Genomic DNA, 18,297 nt, shown 5'->3' on the forward strand with positions numbered 1-18,297 from the left:
ACACCGTGCAGGGCAAGGACGCCGCAGGTCAACACGCGCACGCGGTACCGGTGCCGGGAAGCGGATGGGCCGGGAGGGGACACGGCGTCTCCTTTTCTAAATCCCTATTCGGTAAGGAATAGAGATGTGGGTCCCTGGCAGTATCCGGTCCCGAAGAGAAGGCGTCAACCCCGCCCTGGCATCCCCGGCGCGCGGGCGCCCGCATGCCTGCCGGCGGCACGCGGGGACGTGGCCGAATGGCCGGGCTCACAGGTTCGCGGCGATCCGATCCAGCATCGCCTCGACCGCGGCGATGTCGCCGGCGCCGGCCGCCGGGCCGTCGTAGGCGTAGACCAGCTCGGTCCCCCCGGCGGACGGGGTCAGGGTGACGATGACCCGCTCGCCATCGCCCGGGTGGAACACGATCCGCCGGGGAGGGTCCAGCTCGCCGAAGCCGACGGTGAAGGGCAGCCGGGTGGCGCCGTCGTCGGAGACCATGGTGGCCGACACTCCGCCGCCGGGTCGGGCGTCCACCCGAACGGTGCCGGCAGGGGTGCGGAAGCCCGGGACGACGAACCACCGGGCGAACGCGTCCGGCTCGACGAAGAACCGGAACACCGCCCGCCGCCGCCACGACCTGATCGGCTGGGCGGAGGAGACCGACGGGTTCGTCCTGGAGGACGACTACGACGCCGAGTTCCGCTACGACCGCCGGCCGGTGGGGTCATTGCAGGGCCTGGCGCCCGGCCGGGTCGTGGCGCTCGGCTCGGTGAGCAAGACCCTGGCGCCCGGCCTGCGGATCGGCTGGCTGCTCGCGCCGCCACCGCTGCTCGGGCCGCTCACCCGGGAGAAGCTGCTGGCCGGTCGCGGCATACCGGCGCTGGACCAGCTCGCTCTCGCGGTGATGATCGAATCCGGCCGGTTCGACCGGCACATCCGCAAGATGCGCGACGTCTACGCCACCCGCCGGCGCGCCCTGGAGGCGGAGTTCGCCCGGCACGCGCCCCAGGTGCGGCGGGCTGGACGCCGGCTGCCACGCGCTGCTGCCCCTGCCGCGCGCGCTGGCGGAGGAGGCCGTGGTGGCGGGCGCCGCGGCGCGCGGCGTCCGGGTTTACGGGCTCGGCCGCTACCGCGTGCCGGCGGCCACCCCGGACCGGCGTCCCGCCCGCCCGCACGACCCCGCGTTGGTCGTCGGCTTCGGCAACGTCGGCGAATCCGCGATCCGCGCCGGGACCCGGATCCTCGCCCGGCTGCTGACCGGCTGACCGGCCCGCCGCGCCCGCGCCGGCGGCACGCGTGCTGATCCTGGACCCGGAAAGGCTGAAAATTTCACCGCCCGTCCAATGAGGCCGGACGCCCCGCCGGCCGCGTGTCATCCGGTTCCGCCGTCATGTGCCCAGGCACCGGCCGCCTCTGCACGGGCCGGCTCCGGCCCGCGGGGCCGGCCGGCCACGCCGGCGAGACGTCCCGGCGCGTCGGCGTCCTTGACGGTGCGGAGGGCGATTCCTACCGTGCGATCGATCACAGACGACCGGCCGTTCCGGAAGGTGCTCATGCCGCAGAACCTCCCGATCGGCCTGGAGAGCGGCGGCGCGGCGATGTTCGTGTTCGGGCCGGCCTACGCGGTGCGTGCCGGGCCCGTCGACCGGCTCCTCGAAAGGCTGCTGCGCATGCCACTCATCCCTGTCCTCCGCCCGGGCCTCAGCGGGTCGGTCCGCGCCGCCCGTCTCCTCGCGGCGGCGCTCGTCCTGGCGGGCGTGGCGGTCGCGTCACCGGCCTCCGCCGCGAGCGGACCGGCCCTGACCAGGATCGGCGACACTCTCCTCGATGCGTCCGCGCTGTACTTCGTCTCCTACGACGGCCTGGTCAACAACGGGTCGTTCCAGCGCAGCGGCATCATCAGCTACGCCGGGTACCAGTACGCGGCGTGGTACACGGCCGACCGGACCGTCGTCGTCGCCCGCCGCGCGTTGCCGGGCGGCCCGTGGCAGACGCTGCGGCTGCCGCACACGCTCAGCACCAACGACTCCCACAACGTCATCTCCCTCGGCGTCTCGCCGTCCGACGGGCGGATCCACGTCGGCATGGACGTGCACAACACGCAGATCTACTACCTGAAGTCGGAGGCCGGCCTGGCCACCGACCCCGGGTCGCGGAGCTGGACCGCCGCCCGGTTCGGCGCCGTACAGCGCACGCTGGACGGGGTGAACCTCGGCGATATCAGCTACCCGCAGTTCGTCCCCACCCCGGAGGGCAGGCTCCAGTTCGCCTACCGCACCGGCGGCGCGGGCAACGGCACGATGGAGCTGGCGGAGTACGACGGCTCGACCTGGCGCAGGCTCGGCAGGTTCTCCTCCAACACGGGTTCGTGGAGCCAGCACGGCGCCACCAGCACCACGCGCAGCATGTACGTGCACGGCCTGACCTACGGGCCGAACGGCCGGCTGCACGCCACCTTCACCTGGCGCGAGGGCAACGGCGCGGTCATGTGCGCCTCCGGCGGCCTGGCCAACCACGACACCGGATACATCTACAGCGACGACCGCGGCCGCACCTGGCGCGACGGCGCCGGCCGGCAGGTCGGCACGACCGGCGGGACGCCGGTGTCGGTGTCGTCGCCGGGCCTGGTCGTCGACCCGCTCAACGCCGATCACGCGCTGATGAACCAGGAGAGCCAGGCCGTCGACTCCGCCGGGTACCCGCACGCGATCATCAGCTACGTCCCGGGCCGGTTCGGCCAGTGCGTGGCGAACTACGCCGCCGGACGCACGGCCAACGGCCGGGCCTTCCACCTCTACCAGGACGGTTCGGGCTGGCACAAGGTGGAGATCCCGGTGCCCTTGCAGGCGGTCGGCCGCTCCCGCATCGTGTTCGGCGCGTCCGGCGACGCCTACGTCGTCATGCCCTACGGCCGGGTGGTCGCGGCGAGCAAGGCGACCGGCTGGACCGACTGGCGGGTGCTCTTCGACGGCAGCGGGCTGAACGCGTTCGGCGAGGTGCTGGTCGACTACGAGCGGCTCACCGCCGACGGGGTGCTGTCGGTGCTGTACCAGCAGAAGTCGTCGGGCAATACGCCGTCCGCCATCCGGGTCCTGGACCTGCGGCTCGGCTGACGGCCGCCCTTCTCGGCCGGCGGTTCATGTTCGCGCTACCACCGATCCAGATCCGCCGGCCACGTTGCCGCCGCCGACCTGCGCGCTGCCGGACACATGGCACTGTAGGAGACCGCCCACCACAGTGACCCATGATTTCGGAGGCGAGCCGCGAGCATGACCTACCGTCACGCGACCGTACGGGAGAACCACCAGGACCTCGCCAGTGGTGCGGTGCTCCACTCCGCCGCCGGGTTCCCCGCCTTCCCGGTCAGGCTGGCCAGCGAGGTGTTCCAGCGCGCTCTCGAACTGCGCGGCAAGGAGCCGGTGACGGTCTGGGACCCCTGCTGCGGCAGCGGCTACCTGGTGACGGTCATCGCGTTGCTACACCGGCGCCAGATCAAGGCGGTACTGGCCTCGGACATCGCTCCGGAGGCGCTGCGGTTGGCGGAACAGAACCTCGGCCTGTTGAGCCGGACCGGCCTGACGGCCCGAGCCGATCATCTCGACGGACTGGCCGAACGGTGGGGCAAGCCGTCGTACGCCGCGGCGGCCCAGGCGGCCGGACGCCTCAGGCGCAGGCTGTCGGCCGACGGGGGCGACGTCCCCACTGCGGTGCGCCACGCCGACGTGTTCGACCCGGACGTACTGGAGATGCTCGGCGGCGCCCGGCCGGACATCGTGATCACGGATGTGCCCTACGGCGAGCAGACCTCCTGGCGCGGGCCGGGCGCGAAGACCGGGATCTCCGGCATGGTACGCACGCTGGCGTCGACACTCGCCGAGGACACCGTCATCGCCGTGGCGGCCCGGGGCCGGACGATCCCGCTGGACGACGGGCTGCGCCCGCGCACCACTTTCAAGATCGGCACCCGGACCGTGGCCCTGTTCCAGAACGCGCTTCGCCCTACGCTGTCAGGGTCCCCTTGAGGCAGGCGCCGGGCCCCAGTACCTGATCGGTCTGTCTCCAGACACCGTTACCGGCCCGTCGATGTCGCCGCCGCCCGTCAGCCGCCTGCGCACTGGAACCAGACCACTCGGCCGGCGTCGCACTCCACCCAGCCCCAGGCGGAGGCGAGCGCCTGGACCAGCCACAGGCCGCGGCCGGTGCAGCTCTCCGCGTCGGTGTCGGTACGCACCCAGGGGACGCTGGTGGCCGATCCGGCGTCGATGACGTCGATGTGCAGCGTGCCGCCGTGCTGGGCGACGGCCACCGTCACCTTGCCGCCGGGCAGCCGGGAGTCGGAGTGCCGGGCCGAGTTGGCGACCAGCTCGCTGACCAGCAGCACCGCGTCGTCGGCCCGGGGGTGACCGAGGCCGGCCAGCACCACCCGCAGGTAGCCGCGCGCCTTGGCCGCCGACGCCGGTTCACCGGGCAGGTCGATCTGCCCGAGCAGCCGGATGTCCTGCGGCGGGCGGCCGGCCGGGCCGGTGCGGCCGGCGTCGATCCGCAGCTCGGGCGTCAGCCACCCGCCCGGCGGCGGCAGGAACGCGGCCGGTGCCTCGGCCCGCTGTCCTTGGTCGCCCGTATGCATCTTTGGACCCCTTTCGCCGGCCTGATCGCCATCTGCGGACTTCATGTGATCGATCAATCACTCACCGTGAATGTGCGTCCGATGGTCACTGATTCCGGCCCTGGTCGGCAAGCGAAACTGCAAATTTTCCTGGAGATGCTTCTTTGGCATTCCGCCGGTACGGTCTCTGTCGCGATGGCACACTGTGCGTAACCAAGCGGGAGGTTTCCGTGACGACTGGACGTGGACCTACGGTGCGGCGCAGGCGGCTGGCCGGCGAGCTGCGCAGGCTGCGCGACCGCAAAGAGCTGACCCTGGAGGAGGCCGCCGAGCAGCTGGGCTGGTCGGCGGCGAAGCTGTCCCGGATCGAGACGGCCCGCGTCGGGCTGATCGCGCCGGACCTCACCCGCATGCTCGACCTGTACGAGCTGGCCGACGATCGGCGGGCCGCGCTGCACGCGCTGGCCCGGAACGCGCGCACCCGCGGCTGGTGGGACGCCTACACCGACTCGCTGCCCAGCGACTACGCGGCCTACATCGAGCTCGAAGCCGACGCGGCGTTCATCCGCAGCTACGACGGCATGGTCGTGCACGGGCTGCTGCAGGCCGACGAGTACGCCCGCGAGGTCATCCGGGCCGCGCTGATGGGCATGTCCAGCCCGGCCGAGATCGAGCGGCGGGTCGACGTGCGGATGACCCGGCAGCGGCTGCTGCTCCGGGACGAGAACCCGCTGCGGTTCTGGACGGTCCTGGACGAGGCCGCGCTCACCCGGCGGGTCGGCTCCGAGGCGATAATGCGCAAGCAGTACGCGAGGCTGCTGGAGTTCGCCGAGCGCGACAACATCACCATCCAGGTGCTGCCCTTCGACAAGGGCGCGCACCCGACGACGGCCGGGACTTTCGCACTCCTCGAATTCCGGGAGGCCTACGAGCCGGACGTGGTGTATATCGAAAGCATGACAAGTAATCTGTATGTAGAGCGCGACGCCGAAATATATCGGTATTCGCTCGCTTTCGATCACCTCCGCGCGATGGCGCTCGACCCCGAGGCGTCAAGGTCGCTCATCGCGCGACTAGTCGAGCAGACCCGGTGAAGCAGTCCTGCGAGTAGAAGGCAGAGGGGCGCCCATGGACCGGTTCCACGTCATGTGGCGGAAGAGTCGTCGCAGTGGCACCGGCTCGGACTGCGTCGAGGTCGCCGTCGCCGACCCCAGCAAGGCGCGCGTCCGGCAGAAGGCGGATGCCGAAGAAGTCAGGAGGTCGTCCATGAACCTGTCCCGTGTCACGTGGCGGAAGAGCCGTCGCAGCGGCAATGGCTCGAACTGCGTCGAGGTCGCCGTCGCCGATCCGACAGAGGCGGGCGTCGCGCATAAGGCGGATGCCGATCGATTGTTCCTGTTTCGCGACTCGAAGGATCCGGAAGGTCCGATTCTCGCATTCACGCCATCCGAATGGGCTGCCTTTGTCGGCGGCGTCAAGGACGGCGACTTCGACGACCTGAGGTAACTCCTGATCACCTCGCCCGAGCGGCGGCGCCGCACCTTGCGCTGCCGCGCCGACAACCTATGTGTCCGGCTCCGCCCGAACCTGCCCCCGACCGGCTGGCGGTCACGATCTCCCGTTCTGGTGGTCACGTCGGTTTGCGTTCGAGCGCGCTCGAAGGCATAGCGTCCCCGCCATGACGACACAGAGCTGGATCATCACCGGCGCGTCGCGGGGGTTCGGACGCGCGCTGGCGGAGTCGGCGCTCGCGGCGGGCGACCACGTGGTGGCGGCGGTGCGCCGGCCCGAGAGCGTGGCCGATCTGGCGGCCGGGTACCCGGACGACTGCCTGCTCGCGACGTTCGACGTCCGGGACGTCGCCGCGGCCCCGGGGCTGGTGCGCGACACCATCGACCGCTTCGGCCGGCTCGACGTGCTGGTCAACAACGCGGGCCGGGCCGTGGTCGGAGCGGCCGAGGAGGTCGGCGACGCGCAGCTGCGCGAGCTGATGGATCTGCACCTGTTCGGCCCCGCCGCGCTCGTCCGGGCGGCGCTGCCCGCGATGCGCGAGCAGGGCACCGGGACGATCGTGCAGATGAGCAGCCAGGGCGGGCGGACGTCGTTCCCCGGCGTGTCGGCCTACTCCGCGTCGAAGTTCGCCCTCGAAGGCTGGTCGGAGGCGCTGGCCGGGGAGGTCGCGCCGTTCGGGATCCGGGTGATGCTCGTCGAGCCCAGCCGGTTCCGGACCGGCTTCAACGGGGGCGACGTGCTCGAGTTCGCCGAGCCGTCCGCGCCCTACCGTGACCTGCTGGCCGGCGTGCGGGCGGACATGGCCGGGGCCGACGGCCGCCAGGAAGGCGACCCCGCGCGGGCGGCCGAGATCATCGTGTCCCTCGTGCACGGCGACGAGGTGCCGCTGCGGCTGCCGCTCGGGCGCGAGGCGGTCGAGCGGATCTCGGCTGCCTACCGGCGGGGCCTGGCCGAGGTCGAGCGGTGGGCCGAGACGGCCCGCGGCGCCGACTTCGCGGGCCTCCCCGCATCGGTACGGCCCGTCTAGGCTCGCAGGCATGGCCACCGACGATCTGATGACCAGGGCGCTCGAGGCGCTCGGGGACGACGGTCCGCTGTCGGCCGAGGCGATCCACCGCCTCGCCGGTCCGGCCGGCCTGGCCGATCTGCCGGCGACGATGACGATCGCCGATGTCGCCGGCCTCCTCGACATCTCACCTCACACGCTGCGCTATTACGAGCGGGCCGGGCTGGTCGAGGTGGCCCGCGACGGTAACGGTCATCGCGTCTACGACGCCGGAGCCGTTCGGCGCCTGGTGTTCCTCACCCGGATGCGGCTGTCCGGCATGCCGATGCGCGACCTGCGGCACTACGTCTCGCTCGTCGATGCCGGCGGGCACACGGTGCCGGAGCGGCTCGACGTGCTGGTCGAACATCGCGACACCATCCGCCGCCGCATCCGCGAGCTGACGCTCTCCCTCACGGCGGTCGAATACAAGATCGCCACGTACGGGGGTTCGACCGGACCGGACGTTCCGGCCGGCGGCCCCCTCACCGGTACCGGCCGCACGGCGCCGCCGGATGAGCCGCTGCGGCGGACACTCGCGACACCCACGACTATGACGCGCTGAACCGGGTCCTACTCGATCCGCTCGGTCCGGATGGAGATCGACGCTTCCAACACGCGGTCTACGATCGCACGACGGATACCGCGTTGCCCTCACCGGTCACGGTTGCCTCCGCCGGCGCTGTGCTGCTCTTCGACGGTGTCTTCCTCATGCGCCCGGAACTGGTCGAACGATGAGGGCTGCGCATCTTCGTGTCGACCACGCTGGAGCAGACCGTGGATCGCGCGGTGATCCGGGAGCGCCGGATGTCACCCCAGGCCGAAGCCGACCATCAGTCGAGCAGGTGGGCGGGAACGGCGAGGTCGGGGTGGTTGGAAAGGCCGGAGAGGGCGGGGGGACGAGCGGCGGCGCAGGTGTCGGCCAGGGCGTCGAGAAGAACGTCGTAGTCTGGGCCCGTCCTGCCGGCGTAGGCGTCGGCCATCCGGCCCCATTCGTCCCAGGGCAGCATCTCTTTTTTACAGAGTGCGGCGAGGTCGCGAACCGCGTTGCCGCGGATCTCGGACGGTCCCCAGGCGTGGTCCGTGCGGGGAACGCCGAAACGGTGGCCGTCGATGTGGCCCTGGCGATAGCGGGTCCAGGCTTCGCCTCCGGTCAGGAACTCGCCTTCGGCCAGGTCGTCGGGGCGGGCGACGAAGCCGCGGCCGAGGTGCTCGGTGTCGACCCGCACCCAGCGGTCTTCCCCGTCGTGCCGGTATTCGGTGATCCAGTGGTCGAGGCCGTAGCCCTCCTCGAAGTACATGCCGAACCCGCATCTCGCGCGTGCGGGGATGCCTCGTAGCCGCAGCAGGGCGCAGGCGAGCGTGGCGAAGTCCCGGCAGGTGCCGACGACGCGCCTCTCGGGAGGTCGGGCCTGGTGGAGAGGGGACGGGTCGAGCGTGGTCAGCGCGGTGATCAGGGCGCTGACCGGCCTGATGTCCTTTTCGGCGAGGCGGTCTTCGGGAAGGTTCAGCGGGCCGACGTTGGCGATGTGGATGACCAGGCCCTGCGCTACGGCGCAGATGCCGACGGGGTCATCGGGCAACCCCTCGGCGAGCCGGAGCTGGGCGGGATCGAGACCCGTGAGCGGGCCGGGTAACGAGTAGTAGAGCACGTCATCCGTCATGGTGCGGATCATAGGATTTTGGGCCCGGTACGAGAAGGCCACCCGGCCCGTCGCGTTCCTGCGGCTCATCCTGGACACCCCGGCAGCGGGCGTTGATCATCTCGATAGGGTCGGCGTACCGGCATTCCGCCGGGGATCGCCTCCATGTCGTCCATCTCCGAAGAGAGGTCGAATGCGTCTGTACCCAGGTGAGCCCGAGGCCTCCGGCTGGCAGGTGATGCCGCTGCTCGACGCCGTCCGGCGACTGAACGGCGCGGCACCCGGCGTCACCGGGCGGCCCCGGGTGATCGCGATCGACGGCCGGGGCGGGGCCGGCAAGACGACCCTGGCCAGGCGGTTGCGCGAGGTGGTGCCCGGCTCCGCCGTCGTGCACTCCGACGACATCGCCTGGAACCACGCCTATTTCGACTGGGGCACCGTGCTCCTGGAGAACATCCTGCTTCCCCTGCACCGGGGGGAGGCGGTGGACTTCCGGCCCGAGGCCTGGATCGCCAAGGACCGGCCCGGATCGATCACCATCCCGGCCGGTACCGAGTATGTCTGGGTCGAGGGCACCGGCATCATCCGGCAGGAGCTCGCTCCGTGGCTGGACGCCTCGGTGTGGATCCAGGGCGACCTCGATGAGCAGGAGCGCCTCCTGGTCGCCCGGGACGGTGACTCCCCCGAGCAGCAGGAACACGTGGCGAACTGGCTGCTGGAAGAACTGCCGTTCCTCTTGCGAGAACAGCCCTGGGCCAGCGCCACGATGATCATCGCCGGCTCCCGGCAGATCGACCATGACCCGGCCGCCGAGCTGGTCATCGCCCCGCCGATCAGGTCCTAGAGCCAAGGTGGCGGGCCAGTCGGCCAGGCTCGCGCAGGTCTCCGTCCCCGCGCGTCCACCGGGAATCGAGTCGCATCTCTGCCGATCGATGGATTGGCGGGCAGGGCGCGGCTTCGTACGCCGGGCCGGTGACTGACACGCGGGCGGCGGACGCGCCACCGGACCCGGCAGGCGGGCCTCCGCGCTCCGTCGCGTCCTGGCCGACGCCGGTCTGGCGCTGCTCATCGGCCCGCCCGGTGGCCGGTGAAGATCAGTACAGGACGGCCGTGTGGAGCCGGGCGCGCCTCACAAGCGACTACGTCGACTGATCGACCGGCGTCGCCCGGACGGTGACCGGGGCCGATCCCGGTCACCGGACCGGCGTCACCAGGCGCACGGGTGCCACCAGGTCCGGCCGGTGTCCACCGGTGACACCCGCCACCCGGCGGCGGGTTCAGGTACGGGTGAGGCGGAACAGGAAGGCGGTGCCGGGGCGGTCGGCGTAGCGGGGGGCGGCCAGGCCGACGGTGGCCAGGGCGCGGCCGGTGAGCCGAGGCCGGCGGGCGGCCCACTCGGGCCAGTGGCCGGCCGGGCCGGACACCGCGCCGGGGATCGCCTGGACGGTGTACTCGGCGTCGGGGTCCAGGCCGGGCGGCCGGATGGGCGCGGGGCGTTCGGTGACCGAGGTCGCCAGCTGGACGTAGGCGAACACCGCCTGGCTCCGGTCGGCGGCGACGACGCCGTGCACCCAGGCCGCCGGGTCGGGATGGTCGGCGCGGACCACCTCGCCGGTGTGCAGCAGCGGCCGCAGCTCCTTGTACAGGGTGATCCACTCGGCCAGCGCGGCCCGGTCCTCGGCGGGCCAGGCGGTGATGTCGGACTCGATGCCCGCGTGGCCGAACAGGGCGGTGGCCGCGCGGAACCCGATGCTCGTGGTCCGGTGGCTGATGTGCGCGCGGGCCGAGCCGACGTGGCTGCCGATCAGCTCGTACGGCAGCAGCAGGCCGGTCCAGCGCTGGATGTGCTGGCGTTCGAACGGGTCGATGTTGTCCGAGCCCCAGATCCGGTCGGTGCGCGCAAGGATGCCGAGGTCGGCGCGGGCACCGCCGGAGGAGCAGGACTCGATCTCCAGGCCGGGGAAGCGGGCCCGCAGCTCGTCCAGCAGCCGGTAGACGGCCCTGGTCTGCGCGTGCGTGCCAGGGACGCCCTGGTGCACCGGGTCGGCCAGGTCGCGGTTGTGGTCCCACTTGATGTAGTCGATGCCGTACTCGGCGACCAGGGCGCCGATGCGTTCCAGCAGGTAGGCGTACACCTCGGGCCGGGCCAGGTCCAGGGTGTGCTGGTCGCGCTGGGGGAACGGCAGCCGTTCGGGGTCGGCGAGCAGCCAGTCGGGGTGCGCGCGCACCAGGTCGGAGTCGGGGTTGGCCATCTCGGGTTCGAACCACAGCCCGAACTGCATGCCGTGCTCGCGCACCCGGCGCACCAGCGCGTGCAGCCCGCCGGGCCAGACGGCCTCGTCCACGTACCAGTCGCCCAGGCCGGCGTTGTCGCTCCGGCGGTGCCGGAACCAGCCGTCGTCCACGACGAACCGCTCGGCGCCCGCCTCGGCGGCGGCATCGGCCAGCGCCAGCAGCCGGTCCTCTCGGTGGTCGAAGTAGACGGCCTCCCAGGTGTTCATCGTCACCGGGCGCGCGGTGCGCGGGTGGCCGTCCCGGGCGCGCACCATCTGGTGGAACCGGCGGCTCAGCCCGTCCAGCCCGGTGCCGGAGCTCGCGAAGTACACCCACGGGGTGCGGTAGGTCTCGCCCTGGCCGAGCCGGATCTCGCCCGGCTCCAGCAGCTCGCCGCCGGCCAGCACGGTGGTGCCGTCGGGGAGCCGCTCGGCGTAGTGGACGTGGTTGCCGCTCCAGGCGACGTGCACCGCCCACACCTCGCCGCTCCGGAACCCGAAGCCGGGGGTGCCCGCGACCAGCGGGCCGGCGTCGAACCCGGTGCGGCCGCGGCGGCTCTCCCGCGACCACACCCCCTGCCCCAGCGGCGCCCGCTGCGGGACGCGCTCGCGCGCCCACCGGCCGGCGAAGTCGAGCACCTCGCCGGCCTGCGCGGGCAGCGGCAGCAGGCAGGCCAGCCGGTCCAGCGTGTACGGGTCGACGGCGGTGTTGACCAGCTCGTAGCGCATCCGCGCCACGCCGTGCGAGGTCAGCTCGATCTCGGCCCGCAGCTCCAGCCCGGCACCGGGGTCGGCGGCGCGGGCGTGCACGCGGCTGCCGTCCACCTTCACCGGTTCGGCCAGGGTGAAGCGGTGCGGCCGCCAGGCGCCGTCACGGTGACCGGCCAGCGCCGGCCGGCCGAACCAGTCGTCGCCCTGGGCGGGCACCAGATCCAGCGCCGGGCCGGGCGGCGGCTCGGCCGGGTCGCCCTGAGGTCCCGGGCAGGCGCCCCAGTACAGCACCCGGGGCAGGCGCGGGCCGGCGACGTCGAGCATCAGCGCGACGCCGTCCGCGGAAAGTACGATCACCGGCACTCCACGGCGGTCGGGGGGAGGTCAGCCGATCAGAACCTACCCGCCTCCCCGGCCGGGGAGGCGGGGCGGGTCAGCAGGTGACCGGACGGCCGCCGAAGGTCACGGCCGTTCGCCCGCCGCGGCCGGCGTGGTCGGGCCGGGAGACGGAACACCCGCGGAGCGCGAAACTTTCAGGACCGCACGCGATTAACGTGCGGGAACGCCGGCCCGCCGGGGCCACGGGTGGCCTGATCCGGGAGGGCGGCGGTACGGTCCCCGGCGTGCGGGGACTGCCGGTGGTCGGGACGGCCGGCTCTGCGGACCACCGGACGGCCCGCCGCGGACGCGCCGTCCGCTCCCGCCGACGATCGCTGATCCAGGCCGGCGGCCTGGCCCGCACGTTCGAGCGCCGGACGCCGGCACGGCGGCACGGCCGCAGTTCAGCATCGGATCTCCGCTGGAGGACACATGAGACCGTCCGATACCGTGGCGCGACCGTCCAGGGCCCGCGGGGCGGCCGCCACGCTGGCCGCGGTCATTTCGGTGGTGACCGCCGTCGCGGTGGGCCTGGCGATGCCCGCCCAGGCGGCGTCCACGCTGAAGGCCGCGGCCGAGGCCAAAGGACGCTATTTCGGCACCGCGCTGACCAGGGGAGATCTGAGTAACACCAGCCTGACCACCCTGGCTGCCGCCCAGTTCGACATGGTGACGCCGGGCAACGAGATGAAGTGGGACGCCACCGAGCCGTCCCGGGGATCGTTCAACTACTCCGGGGGCGACCAGATCGTCTCCTTCGCCCAGGCACGCGGCATGCGGGTGCGCGGGCACACCCTGGTGTGGCACAACCAGCTGCCGTCATGGGTCAGCGCGCTGCCGCTGAACCAGGTGCAGAGCGCGATGGAGAACCACATCGCCAACGTGGCCGGCCACTACAAGGGCAAGATCTACGCCTGGGACGTCGTCAACGAGCCGTTCAACGAGGACGGCAGCTACCGCAACGACGCGTTCTACAAGGCGATGGGCACCGGTTACTTCGCCGTCGCGCTGCGGGCCGCCCGCGCCGCCGACCCGAACGCCAGGCTGTACATCAACGACTACAACGTCGAGGGCGTCAACGCCAAGAGCGACGCGCTGTACGCGCTGGCCCGGTCGCTGAAGTCGCAGGGCGCCCCGCTGGACGGCATCGGGGTGCAGGCCCACTTCATCGTCGGCCAGGTCCCCTCGACGCTGCAGGCCAACCTGCAGCGCTTCGCCGACCTCGGCCTGGACGTCGCCATCACCGAGCTGGACGACCGCATCCAGATGCCGGCCGACAGCTCCGAGCTGCAGCAGCAGGGCACCGACTACGGCAGGATCGTGAATTCCTGCCTGGCGGTCGCCCGCTGCGTCGGCATCAGCCAGTGGGGCGTGGACGACGGCCACTCCTGGATACCCGGGACGTTCCCCGGCTACGGCGCGCCGATGATGTGGGACGCGAGCTACCAGCCCAAACCCGCCTACACCGCGGCCCTCAACGCGCTGAACAGCGGCACCTCCTCGCCGTCCCCGTCCCCGTCCCCTTCGCCGAGCCCGTCGCCGAGCCCGTCGCCGTCGCCGGGTCCCGGTGGGGCGTGTTCGGCGACGATCTCGACGGTGAACAGCTGGGGCGGCGGGTTCCAGTCCGAGGTCACCGTCCGGGCCGGTAGTTCGGCGGTCAACGGCTGGACGGTGAAGTGGAGCTGGCCGGGCGGCCAGTCCATCAGCAGCCTGTGGAACGGCATCCAGACCGTCTCCGGGTCCGCCGTGACGGTGAAGAACGCCGCCTACAACGGCTCGGTGCCGGCCGGCGGCTCCACCACCTTCGGCTTCACCGCCAACGGCACCGCCGCCACCCCCACCGCGACCTGCACCAGTCCCTGAGCAGGCCCCGCGGGCCGGCCGGGAACGCCCCCGGCCGGCCCGGTTCGCCCGCTGCATCCAGGTCGGCGGTGCCGCGGTGGCTGCCGGTGCGGACGCCACCGACCACCGCACGGATGGAATATCAACCGGCGTTCGTTGGCTGAGTTGAATCCTTTCACTGCCTGGATATAGTGACAGAAGTGGTGTGGTGTTGCCGCGAAGCGGGACATGATTCGCGTTCGTCAGCCAATGCCGCGGGCTTTGCCGCGTCACCGGGTCGGGCGGAGGATCGGAGTGGGCGCCGCCGGGCCACCGGGGGTTGATCAGCCGGCGCGGCCGCCGGCGACGCGCGGATCAACGATCACGGGGTGGGCTGAGCATGGCATCCGCCAATATCAAGGAAGTGGCGCGGTACGCGGGGGTGTCACTCGGCACCGTCAGCAACGTGCTCAACCGGCCCGAGGTGGTGGCGTCGACCACGCGCCAGCGGGTGCTGGACGCCATCCACAAGCTGGGGTACGTGCGGAACGACTCCGCCCGGCAGCTGCGCGCCGGCCGCAGCCGGACCATCGCCATCGTGGTCCTGGACGTGTCCAATCCCTTCTTCACCGATGTGATCCAGGGGGCCGAGCAGGTCGTCGAGAGCTCCGGCGGGATGTTGGTGGTCTGCAACAGCGGCGAGAACGCCCGGCGGGAGGACCGGCATCTCGACATGCTCGAGGAGCAGCGGGTTCAGGGGCTGCTCATCACCCCGATGTCCGACGGCAGGCACGAGCGTCTGGACGCGCTCATCGCGCACGGTATTCCCGTCGTGCTGGTCGACCGGGGTTCCGGTCATCCGAACCGCTGTTCCGTCGCCGTGGACGACATCGCCGGAGGCCGCCTGGCGGCCGAGCATCTCGTCGGCCACGGCCACGAGCGGATCATGTACGTCGGTGGACCGCTGTCGATCCGGCAGGTGGCCGACCGCCGGGCCGGCGCGACCGCGGCACTGGCCGAGCGGGCTCCGCGGGCGAGGCTGGAGACGTACGAGACGGCCGGCCTGTCGGTCGCGGCGGGCCGGCAGGCCGCCGATGACCTGGCGGCGCGGCCGGAGGGCGAGCGCCCGACGGCGGTGTTCTGCGCCAACGACCTGCTGGCGCTCGGCGTGCTGCAGGGACTCACCGTGCACGGTATCCGGGTGCCGGAGGACGTCGCGCTGGTCGGCTACGACGACATCGACTTCGCGGCGGCCGCCGCCATTCCGCTCAGCTCCGTGCGCCAGCCTCGCGCCCTTCTCGGTCGCACGGCCGCGGAACTGCTGCTGGAGGAGGCGCTGGAGGGCGACCGGCACGGGCACCGGCACGTCGTCTTCCAGCCGGAGCTGGTGGTCCGGACATCGAGTGACCACCGGCGCGGCCTCGTGGCGGGCCATCCCCCAGCGCGGTGATCGTGGCCCAGTCGCCGCGAAGGGTTCACACCGGCGGCCCCCGGATCCGGAGCGGCCGGCCGGCATGCCTCCTCCGGGCCGCCGGCACGCGCGGCGCCGGCCGGGGATGTCGCCGCCGCCAATGATCAGGGGTTGGGGATGCGCGGGCCGACCAGGGCGAGGTTCTGGATGGCGGCCAGGCCGTACAGCGCGGTGGTGTTGGTGGACACCCACGGGGCCTGCTCGGTCGGGTTGAGCGTCGAGGTGACCTTCTCCGCCCGCCACGGCAGGTTCGGCGCGTAGCCGTCGCCGGTGTAGAACTCCCGCCACGCCCGGTCGGCCAGGTCGTCGCGCTTCAGCCGGGCCGCGGCGTAGGCGGTGAGCCGGGAGTGGCCCTGCCGCAGGATGAGGTTGCCGAACCCCGCGCCGGTCTCGGCGGTCTGCTCGGCGGTGGTGGCGTTGAACAGCCGGCAGTACTGCAGCCACGCCTTCTCGAACTCCGGCATGTCCACCAGGTCGATGAGCTCGGCGCACACCTCGACCTGGCCGAACATCGCCGACAGGTGGGAGACCGCGACCTTCTTGGCGGCCGGCGCGAACTCGCCGGTGGAAAGGTCGTACAGCCCTTCGCCGGTGACGAAGCCGTTGGGCATCGCGGCGATCGTCCGCATCGTCGCCTTGAGCTTTGTCTCCGCCACCGGGTCGCCGCCGCGCTCCCACTCGGTCAGCCAGGCGGCGGCCAGGCCGCTCCAGTCGGTGCCCAGGCCGATGGCCAGCGCGTGCGGGTCCGGCGTGTACGGCTCGGTGCGGATCTTCCGCAGCGGGTCGAGCGCCAGGAACGTCTCGTCGGAGTCGACCAGCGACCGCATGAGGTCGCCGGTGCGCTCGTCGGCGGTGAGGTAGTAGTAGAAGCGGCGGTAGATCGCGGTGGAGATGCGCTGCTGCTTGGCGCTGTCGGCCCAGTGCTGCACGCCGTGCCGGGTGCCCAGGCCAGCCCACTCGCCCAGGTGGTAGACGTCCACCTCGCTGGTGTGCCGGGTCATGGCCTCGGCGAAGCGGAACACGTCGGCACGTCCGGACCGCAGGTAGGCGTACCACAGCCACAGGTCCGGGGACAGCTCGGAGTTGTCCCACGCGTAGCCGCCGACGTCGTACCGCCACACCTTCCGGTCCTCGTCGAAGGTGTGCATGATGTCGCCGTGGTTCCAGAAGCCGTACCAGTGGCGCTGCTCGACCTGCCCCCGGTAGAAGTCGAACAGGAAGTCCAGGTGGTCCTCGACGGCGGCGCGGGCCGGGGTCGAGCGGTCCACCGGCGCGAACAGCCCGCCGAACACCCGGGCCGACACCAGGTGCGCGACCGGGTTGGCCAACTGCGGGGGAGTGCGGAGCTGGTCGGCCATGGCCCCGAGCCGCTCGGCCGGCGGGGTCGCGGGCAGCGCCCAGAACATCAGCTCGTGAGTGCGGGCGACGCCGTAGGGGGTGCCGAAGCCGGCCTCGTAGTCCTCGTAGGTGATATTGAGCCCTTCGAGCTGCTCGGGGAAGGTGTCCTGGCCCATGCCGTCGTGGTAGAACCGCATGTCCATCGGCCCGGCCTCGGGTGACCAGAGCCAGACGGTGACCTCGGCCTCGCCGGTGTGCGCGTCGCGGACGTCGAGCTGCGCGGGGTGGCGCTGCCAGAAGTCGCGCAGCCCGAATGCCAGGCCTCCGCTGACGCCGCCCACGTAGCCGAGCCCGGAGGCCTGCCCGCCCTGGTCGACGGCGACCCAGCCGTAGCCCTTCTTGGTGCGCTTCTTCAGGGTGAAGCCCCGCGCCGACGGCTGGCCGAGCGAGTAGTCGCCCCACGTGGGGATGTACTGCAGGCGGGTGGTGACCCGCTGGTCCCAGGTGGCGGGATCGGGCAATTTGCTGCCCGCGATCTGCGCGGCCCGCACCGCCGCTCCGGGGTCGCGGCGGAGGCCGGTGATCCCCTGCACCGCCTCGGCGAGCATGCCGTGCCCCTCGCCGACGAAACGGACGTGCCGGTCGTAGGCGGCGTCCCGCATCGGCACCGCGAACCGGACGCCGAGCCCGGCGATGAAGTCCTGCCGTCCATCCCGGTCGTAGACGAAGGTGTGCAGCATGCGGATCGACTCGGCGCCGGCGTAGAAGTAGAGCCGGACGGTGAACGGCAGCCAGGACTTGCCCTTCTTGCCGGCGTAGCCGCCCTCGATCCGGATGACGGCGCGCACCGGTCCGGCCTGCTCGACGACGACCTGCTTGATGTCGCTCTCGTAGCGGTCCAGGACGGTCGTCCGGTCATCGTGCTCGTCGATCTTCTCCTGCTTGAGGTTGACCAGCCGCCCCTTACCGGCGATCTCCACATCTCCCCGCCAGATCCGGCTGATCAGGTCGGTGCCGCTCTTGCGGATGCGCGCCCGGATCACGCCGGTGTCCACGTCCACGTGGTTCTTCTGGTCCCGGACGGTGACCGGCGTGGCGGGCGCGGCCGGGGTGCCCGCGCGCAGGGTATAGGACTCGGCGGGGGCGGCCGCGGCGATCGCGTGCGCGGTCCACTTCAGCGAGCCGTCCGGCCAGTAGGCCAGCGGCCAGCTCTGCACCGGGGTGCCGTCGGCGATCGAGAAGGTCTGGCCCTTGGCCACGACCCCTTTGGGCCACGGGGTGCCCCAGGTGGAGGCGGCGGCGGTGCCCGGCCTGCCCTCCAGCCAGGTCAGCCGCACCTCCGGCACGGCGGCCGCCGCGGCGCCCTCGGCGCCGGGCCGGCGGTCGCCGGGTCGCGGACCGCCGGGTGCGGCACCGCCGGGTCCGCCGCCCTCGGACCTGGCGAACAGCGGGACGCCGGCGATGCCCGCCAGGACCTCGCGCCGGGTTACTTCCATGCGTCGAACCTCCATCGGTGGGGG

At 72.1% G+C, this 18,297-nt stretch carries 16 protein-coding genes; 10 read left to right on the forward strand and 6 right to left on the reverse strand.

What is annotated here, in order from left to right; genetic code table 11:
* Window positions 1–246: 246 nt before the first annotated feature.
* Both Sru01_RS10195 and Sru01_RS10200 read right to left on the reverse strand, forming a co-directional pair.
* Window positions 247–597: an SRPBCC family protein gene (locus Sru01_RS10195; RefSeq protein WP_203983769.1), complete on the reverse strand. Its 351-nt coding sequence runs from the start codon at window positions 595–597 to the stop codon at window positions 247–249.
* A gap of 106 nt (window positions 598–703) precedes the next feature.
* A complete protein-coding gene (locus Sru01_RS10200) occupies window positions 704–979 on the reverse strand; it encodes a hypothetical protein (protein WP_203983770.1) in 276 nt (91 codons plus the stop codon).
* Between the two features lie 79 nt (window positions 980–1,058).
* Between Sru01_RS10200 and Sru01_RS10205 the strand changes: the two genes are divergently transcribed.
* The 3 genes from Sru01_RS10205 to Sru01_RS10215 all read left to right on the forward strand — a co-directional run bounded on the left by Sru01_RS10205 (window position 1,059) and on the right by Sru01_RS10215 (window position 4,001).
* Window positions 1,059–1,244, forward strand: coding sequence for a hypothetical protein (locus tag Sru01_RS10205; RefSeq protein ID WP_203983771.1), 186 nt, complete (start codon window positions 1,059–1,061; stop codon window positions 1,242–1,244).
* Window positions 1,245–1,490: 246 nt separating this feature from the next.
* A complete protein-coding gene (locus tag Sru01_RS10210) occupies window positions 1,491–3,092 on the forward strand; it encodes a BNR repeat-containing protein (RefSeq protein ID WP_239137228.1) in 1,602 nt (533 codons plus the stop codon).
* A 156-nt stretch (window positions 3,093–3,248) separates the two neighbouring features.
* On the forward strand, window positions 3,249–4,001 hold the full coding sequence (locus tag Sru01_RS10215; RefSeq protein ID WP_203983772.1) for an rRNA methyltransferase: 753 nt from the start codon (window positions 3,249–3,251) through the stop codon (window positions 3,999–4,001).
* Between the two features lie 77 nt (window positions 4,002–4,078).
* On the opposite strand, the gene Sru01_RS10220 is transcribed toward Sru01_RS10215, so the two are convergent.
* A complete protein-coding gene (locus Sru01_RS10220) occupies window positions 4,079–4,606 on the reverse strand; it encodes an ATP-binding protein (RefSeq protein ID WP_203983773.1) in 528 nt (175 codons plus the stop codon).
* A gap of 209 nt (window positions 4,607–4,815) precedes the next feature.
* Between Sru01_RS10220 and Sru01_RS10225 the strand changes: the two genes are divergently transcribed.
* The 4 genes from Sru01_RS10225 to Sru01_RS10240 all read left to right on the forward strand — a co-directional run bounded on the left by Sru01_RS10225 (window position 4,816) and on the right by Sru01_RS10240 (window position 7,707).
* Window positions 4,816–5,679, forward strand: a complete 864-nt coding sequence (locus Sru01_RS10225) for a helix-turn-helix domain-containing protein (protein WP_203983774.1) — start codon at window positions 4,816–4,818, stop codon at window positions 5,677–5,679.
* A gap of 34 nt (window positions 5,680–5,713) precedes the next feature.
* On the forward strand, window positions 5,714–6,091 hold the full coding sequence (locus Sru01_RS36455; protein ID WP_307812002.1) for a DUF397 domain-containing protein: 378 nt from the start codon (window positions 5,714–5,716) through the stop codon (window positions 6,089–6,091).
* A gap of 172 nt (window positions 6,092–6,263) precedes the next feature.
* On the forward strand, window positions 6,264–7,124 hold the full coding sequence (locus Sru01_RS10235; protein WP_239137230.1) for an SDR family NAD(P)-dependent oxidoreductase: 861 nt from the start codon (window positions 6,264–6,266) through the stop codon (window positions 7,122–7,124).
* A 10-nt stretch (window positions 7,125–7,134) separates the two neighbouring features.
* A complete protein-coding gene (locus Sru01_RS10240) occupies window positions 7,135–7,707 on the forward strand; it encodes a MerR family transcriptional regulator (protein ID WP_203983775.1) in 573 nt (190 codons plus the stop codon).
* A gap of 268 nt (window positions 7,708–7,975) precedes the next feature.
* Here the strand turns inward: Sru01_RS10240 and Sru01_RS10245 are convergent, their stop codons facing one another.
* Window positions 7,976–8,806 (reverse strand): transglutaminase-like domain-containing protein, encoded by an 831-nt coding sequence (locus Sru01_RS10245; protein ID WP_203983776.1) that lies wholly within the window; start codon window positions 8,804–8,806, stop codon window positions 7,976–7,978.
* Window positions 8,807–8,978: 172 nt separating this feature from the next.
* On the opposite strand from Sru01_RS10245, the gene Sru01_RS10250 reads away from it, so the two are divergent.
* A complete protein-coding gene (locus tag Sru01_RS10250) occupies window positions 8,979–9,629 on the forward strand; it encodes a uridine kinase family protein (protein ID WP_203983778.1) in 651 nt (216 codons plus the stop codon).
* A 433-nt stretch (window positions 9,630–10,062) separates the two neighbouring features.
* On the opposite strand, the gene Sru01_RS10255 is transcribed toward Sru01_RS10250, so the two are convergent.
* On the reverse strand, window positions 10,063–12,126 hold the full coding sequence (locus Sru01_RS10255) for an alpha-galactosidase (protein WP_239137232.1): 2,064 nt from the start codon (window positions 12,124–12,126) through the stop codon (window positions 10,063–10,065).
* A 453-nt stretch (window positions 12,127–12,579) separates the two neighbouring features.
* On the opposite strand from Sru01_RS10255, the gene Sru01_RS10260 reads away from it, so the two are divergent.
* Window positions 12,580–14,010, forward strand: coding sequence for a glycoside hydrolase family 10 protein (locus Sru01_RS10260; protein WP_203983780.1), 1,431 nt, complete (start codon window positions 12,580–12,582; stop codon window positions 14,008–14,010).
* A gap of 358 nt (window positions 14,011–14,368) precedes the next feature.
* Window positions 14,369–15,418 carry a LacI family DNA-binding transcriptional regulator gene (locus Sru01_RS10265; RefSeq protein WP_203983781.1) on the forward strand — a complete coding sequence of 350 codons (1,050 nt, stop codon included), beginning with the start codon at window positions 14,369–14,371 and terminating at the stop codon, window positions 15,416–15,418.
* Window positions 15,419–15,543: 125 nt separating this feature from the next.
* Here the strand turns inward: Sru01_RS10265 and Sru01_RS10270 are convergent, their stop codons facing one another.
* Window positions 15,544–18,273, reverse strand: coding sequence for an exo-rhamnogalacturonan lyase family protein (locus Sru01_RS10270; protein WP_239137234.1), 2,730 nt, complete (start codon window positions 18,271–18,273; stop codon window positions 15,544–15,546).
* Between the last annotated feature and the right edge of the window lie 24 nt (window positions 18,274–18,297).

The sequence above is a fragment of the Sphaerisporangium rufum genome, from assembly GCF_016863395.1.
Classification (GTDB): Bacteria; Actinomycetota; Actinomycetes; order Streptosporangiales; family Streptosporangiaceae; genus Sphaerisporangium; species Sphaerisporangium rufum.

What these genes read in the sequence shown, in the direction of transcription:
- Sru01_RS10215 (WP_203983772.1), top strand. Translation starts at nt 3,249, where the DNA reads ATGACCTACCGTCACGCGACCGTACGGGAGAACCACCAGGACCTCGCC.
- Sru01_RS10220 (WP_203983773.1), bottom strand. Translation starts at nt 4,606, where the DNA reads ATGCATACGGGCGACCAAGGACAGCGGGCCGAGGCACCGGCCGCGTTC.
- Sru01_RS36455 (WP_307812002.1), top strand. Translation starts at nt 5,714, where the DNA reads ATGGACCGGTTCCACGTCATGTGGCGGAAGAGTCGTCGCAGTGGCACC.
- Sru01_RS10235 (WP_239137230.1), top strand. Translation starts at nt 6,264, where the DNA reads ATGACGACACAGAGCTGGATCATCACCGGCGCGTCGCGGGGGTTCGGA.
- Sru01_RS10240 (WP_203983775.1), top strand. Translation starts at nt 7,135, where the DNA reads ATGGCCACCGACGATCTGATGACCAGGGCGCTCGAGGCGCTCGGGGAC.
- Sru01_RS10245 (WP_203983776.1), bottom strand. Translation starts at nt 8,806, where the DNA reads ATGACGGATGACGTGCTCTACTACTCGTTACCCGGCCCGCTCACGGGT.
- Sru01_RS10250 (WP_203983778.1), top strand. Translation starts at nt 8,979, where the DNA reads ATGCGTCTGTACCCAGGTGAGCCCGAGGCCTCCGGCTGGCAGGTGATG.
- Sru01_RS10260 (WP_203983780.1), top strand. Translation starts at nt 12,580, where the DNA reads ATGAGACCGTCCGATACCGTGGCGCGACCGTCCAGGGCCCGCGGGGCG.
- Sru01_RS10265 (WP_203983781.1), top strand. Translation starts at nt 14,369, where the DNA reads ATGGCATCCGCCAATATCAAGGAAGTGGCGCGGTACGCGGGGGTGTCA.
- Sru01_RS10270 (WP_239137234.1), bottom strand. Translation starts at nt 18,273, where the DNA reads ATGGAAGTAACCCGGCGCGAGGTCCTGGCGGGCATCGCCGGCGTCCCG.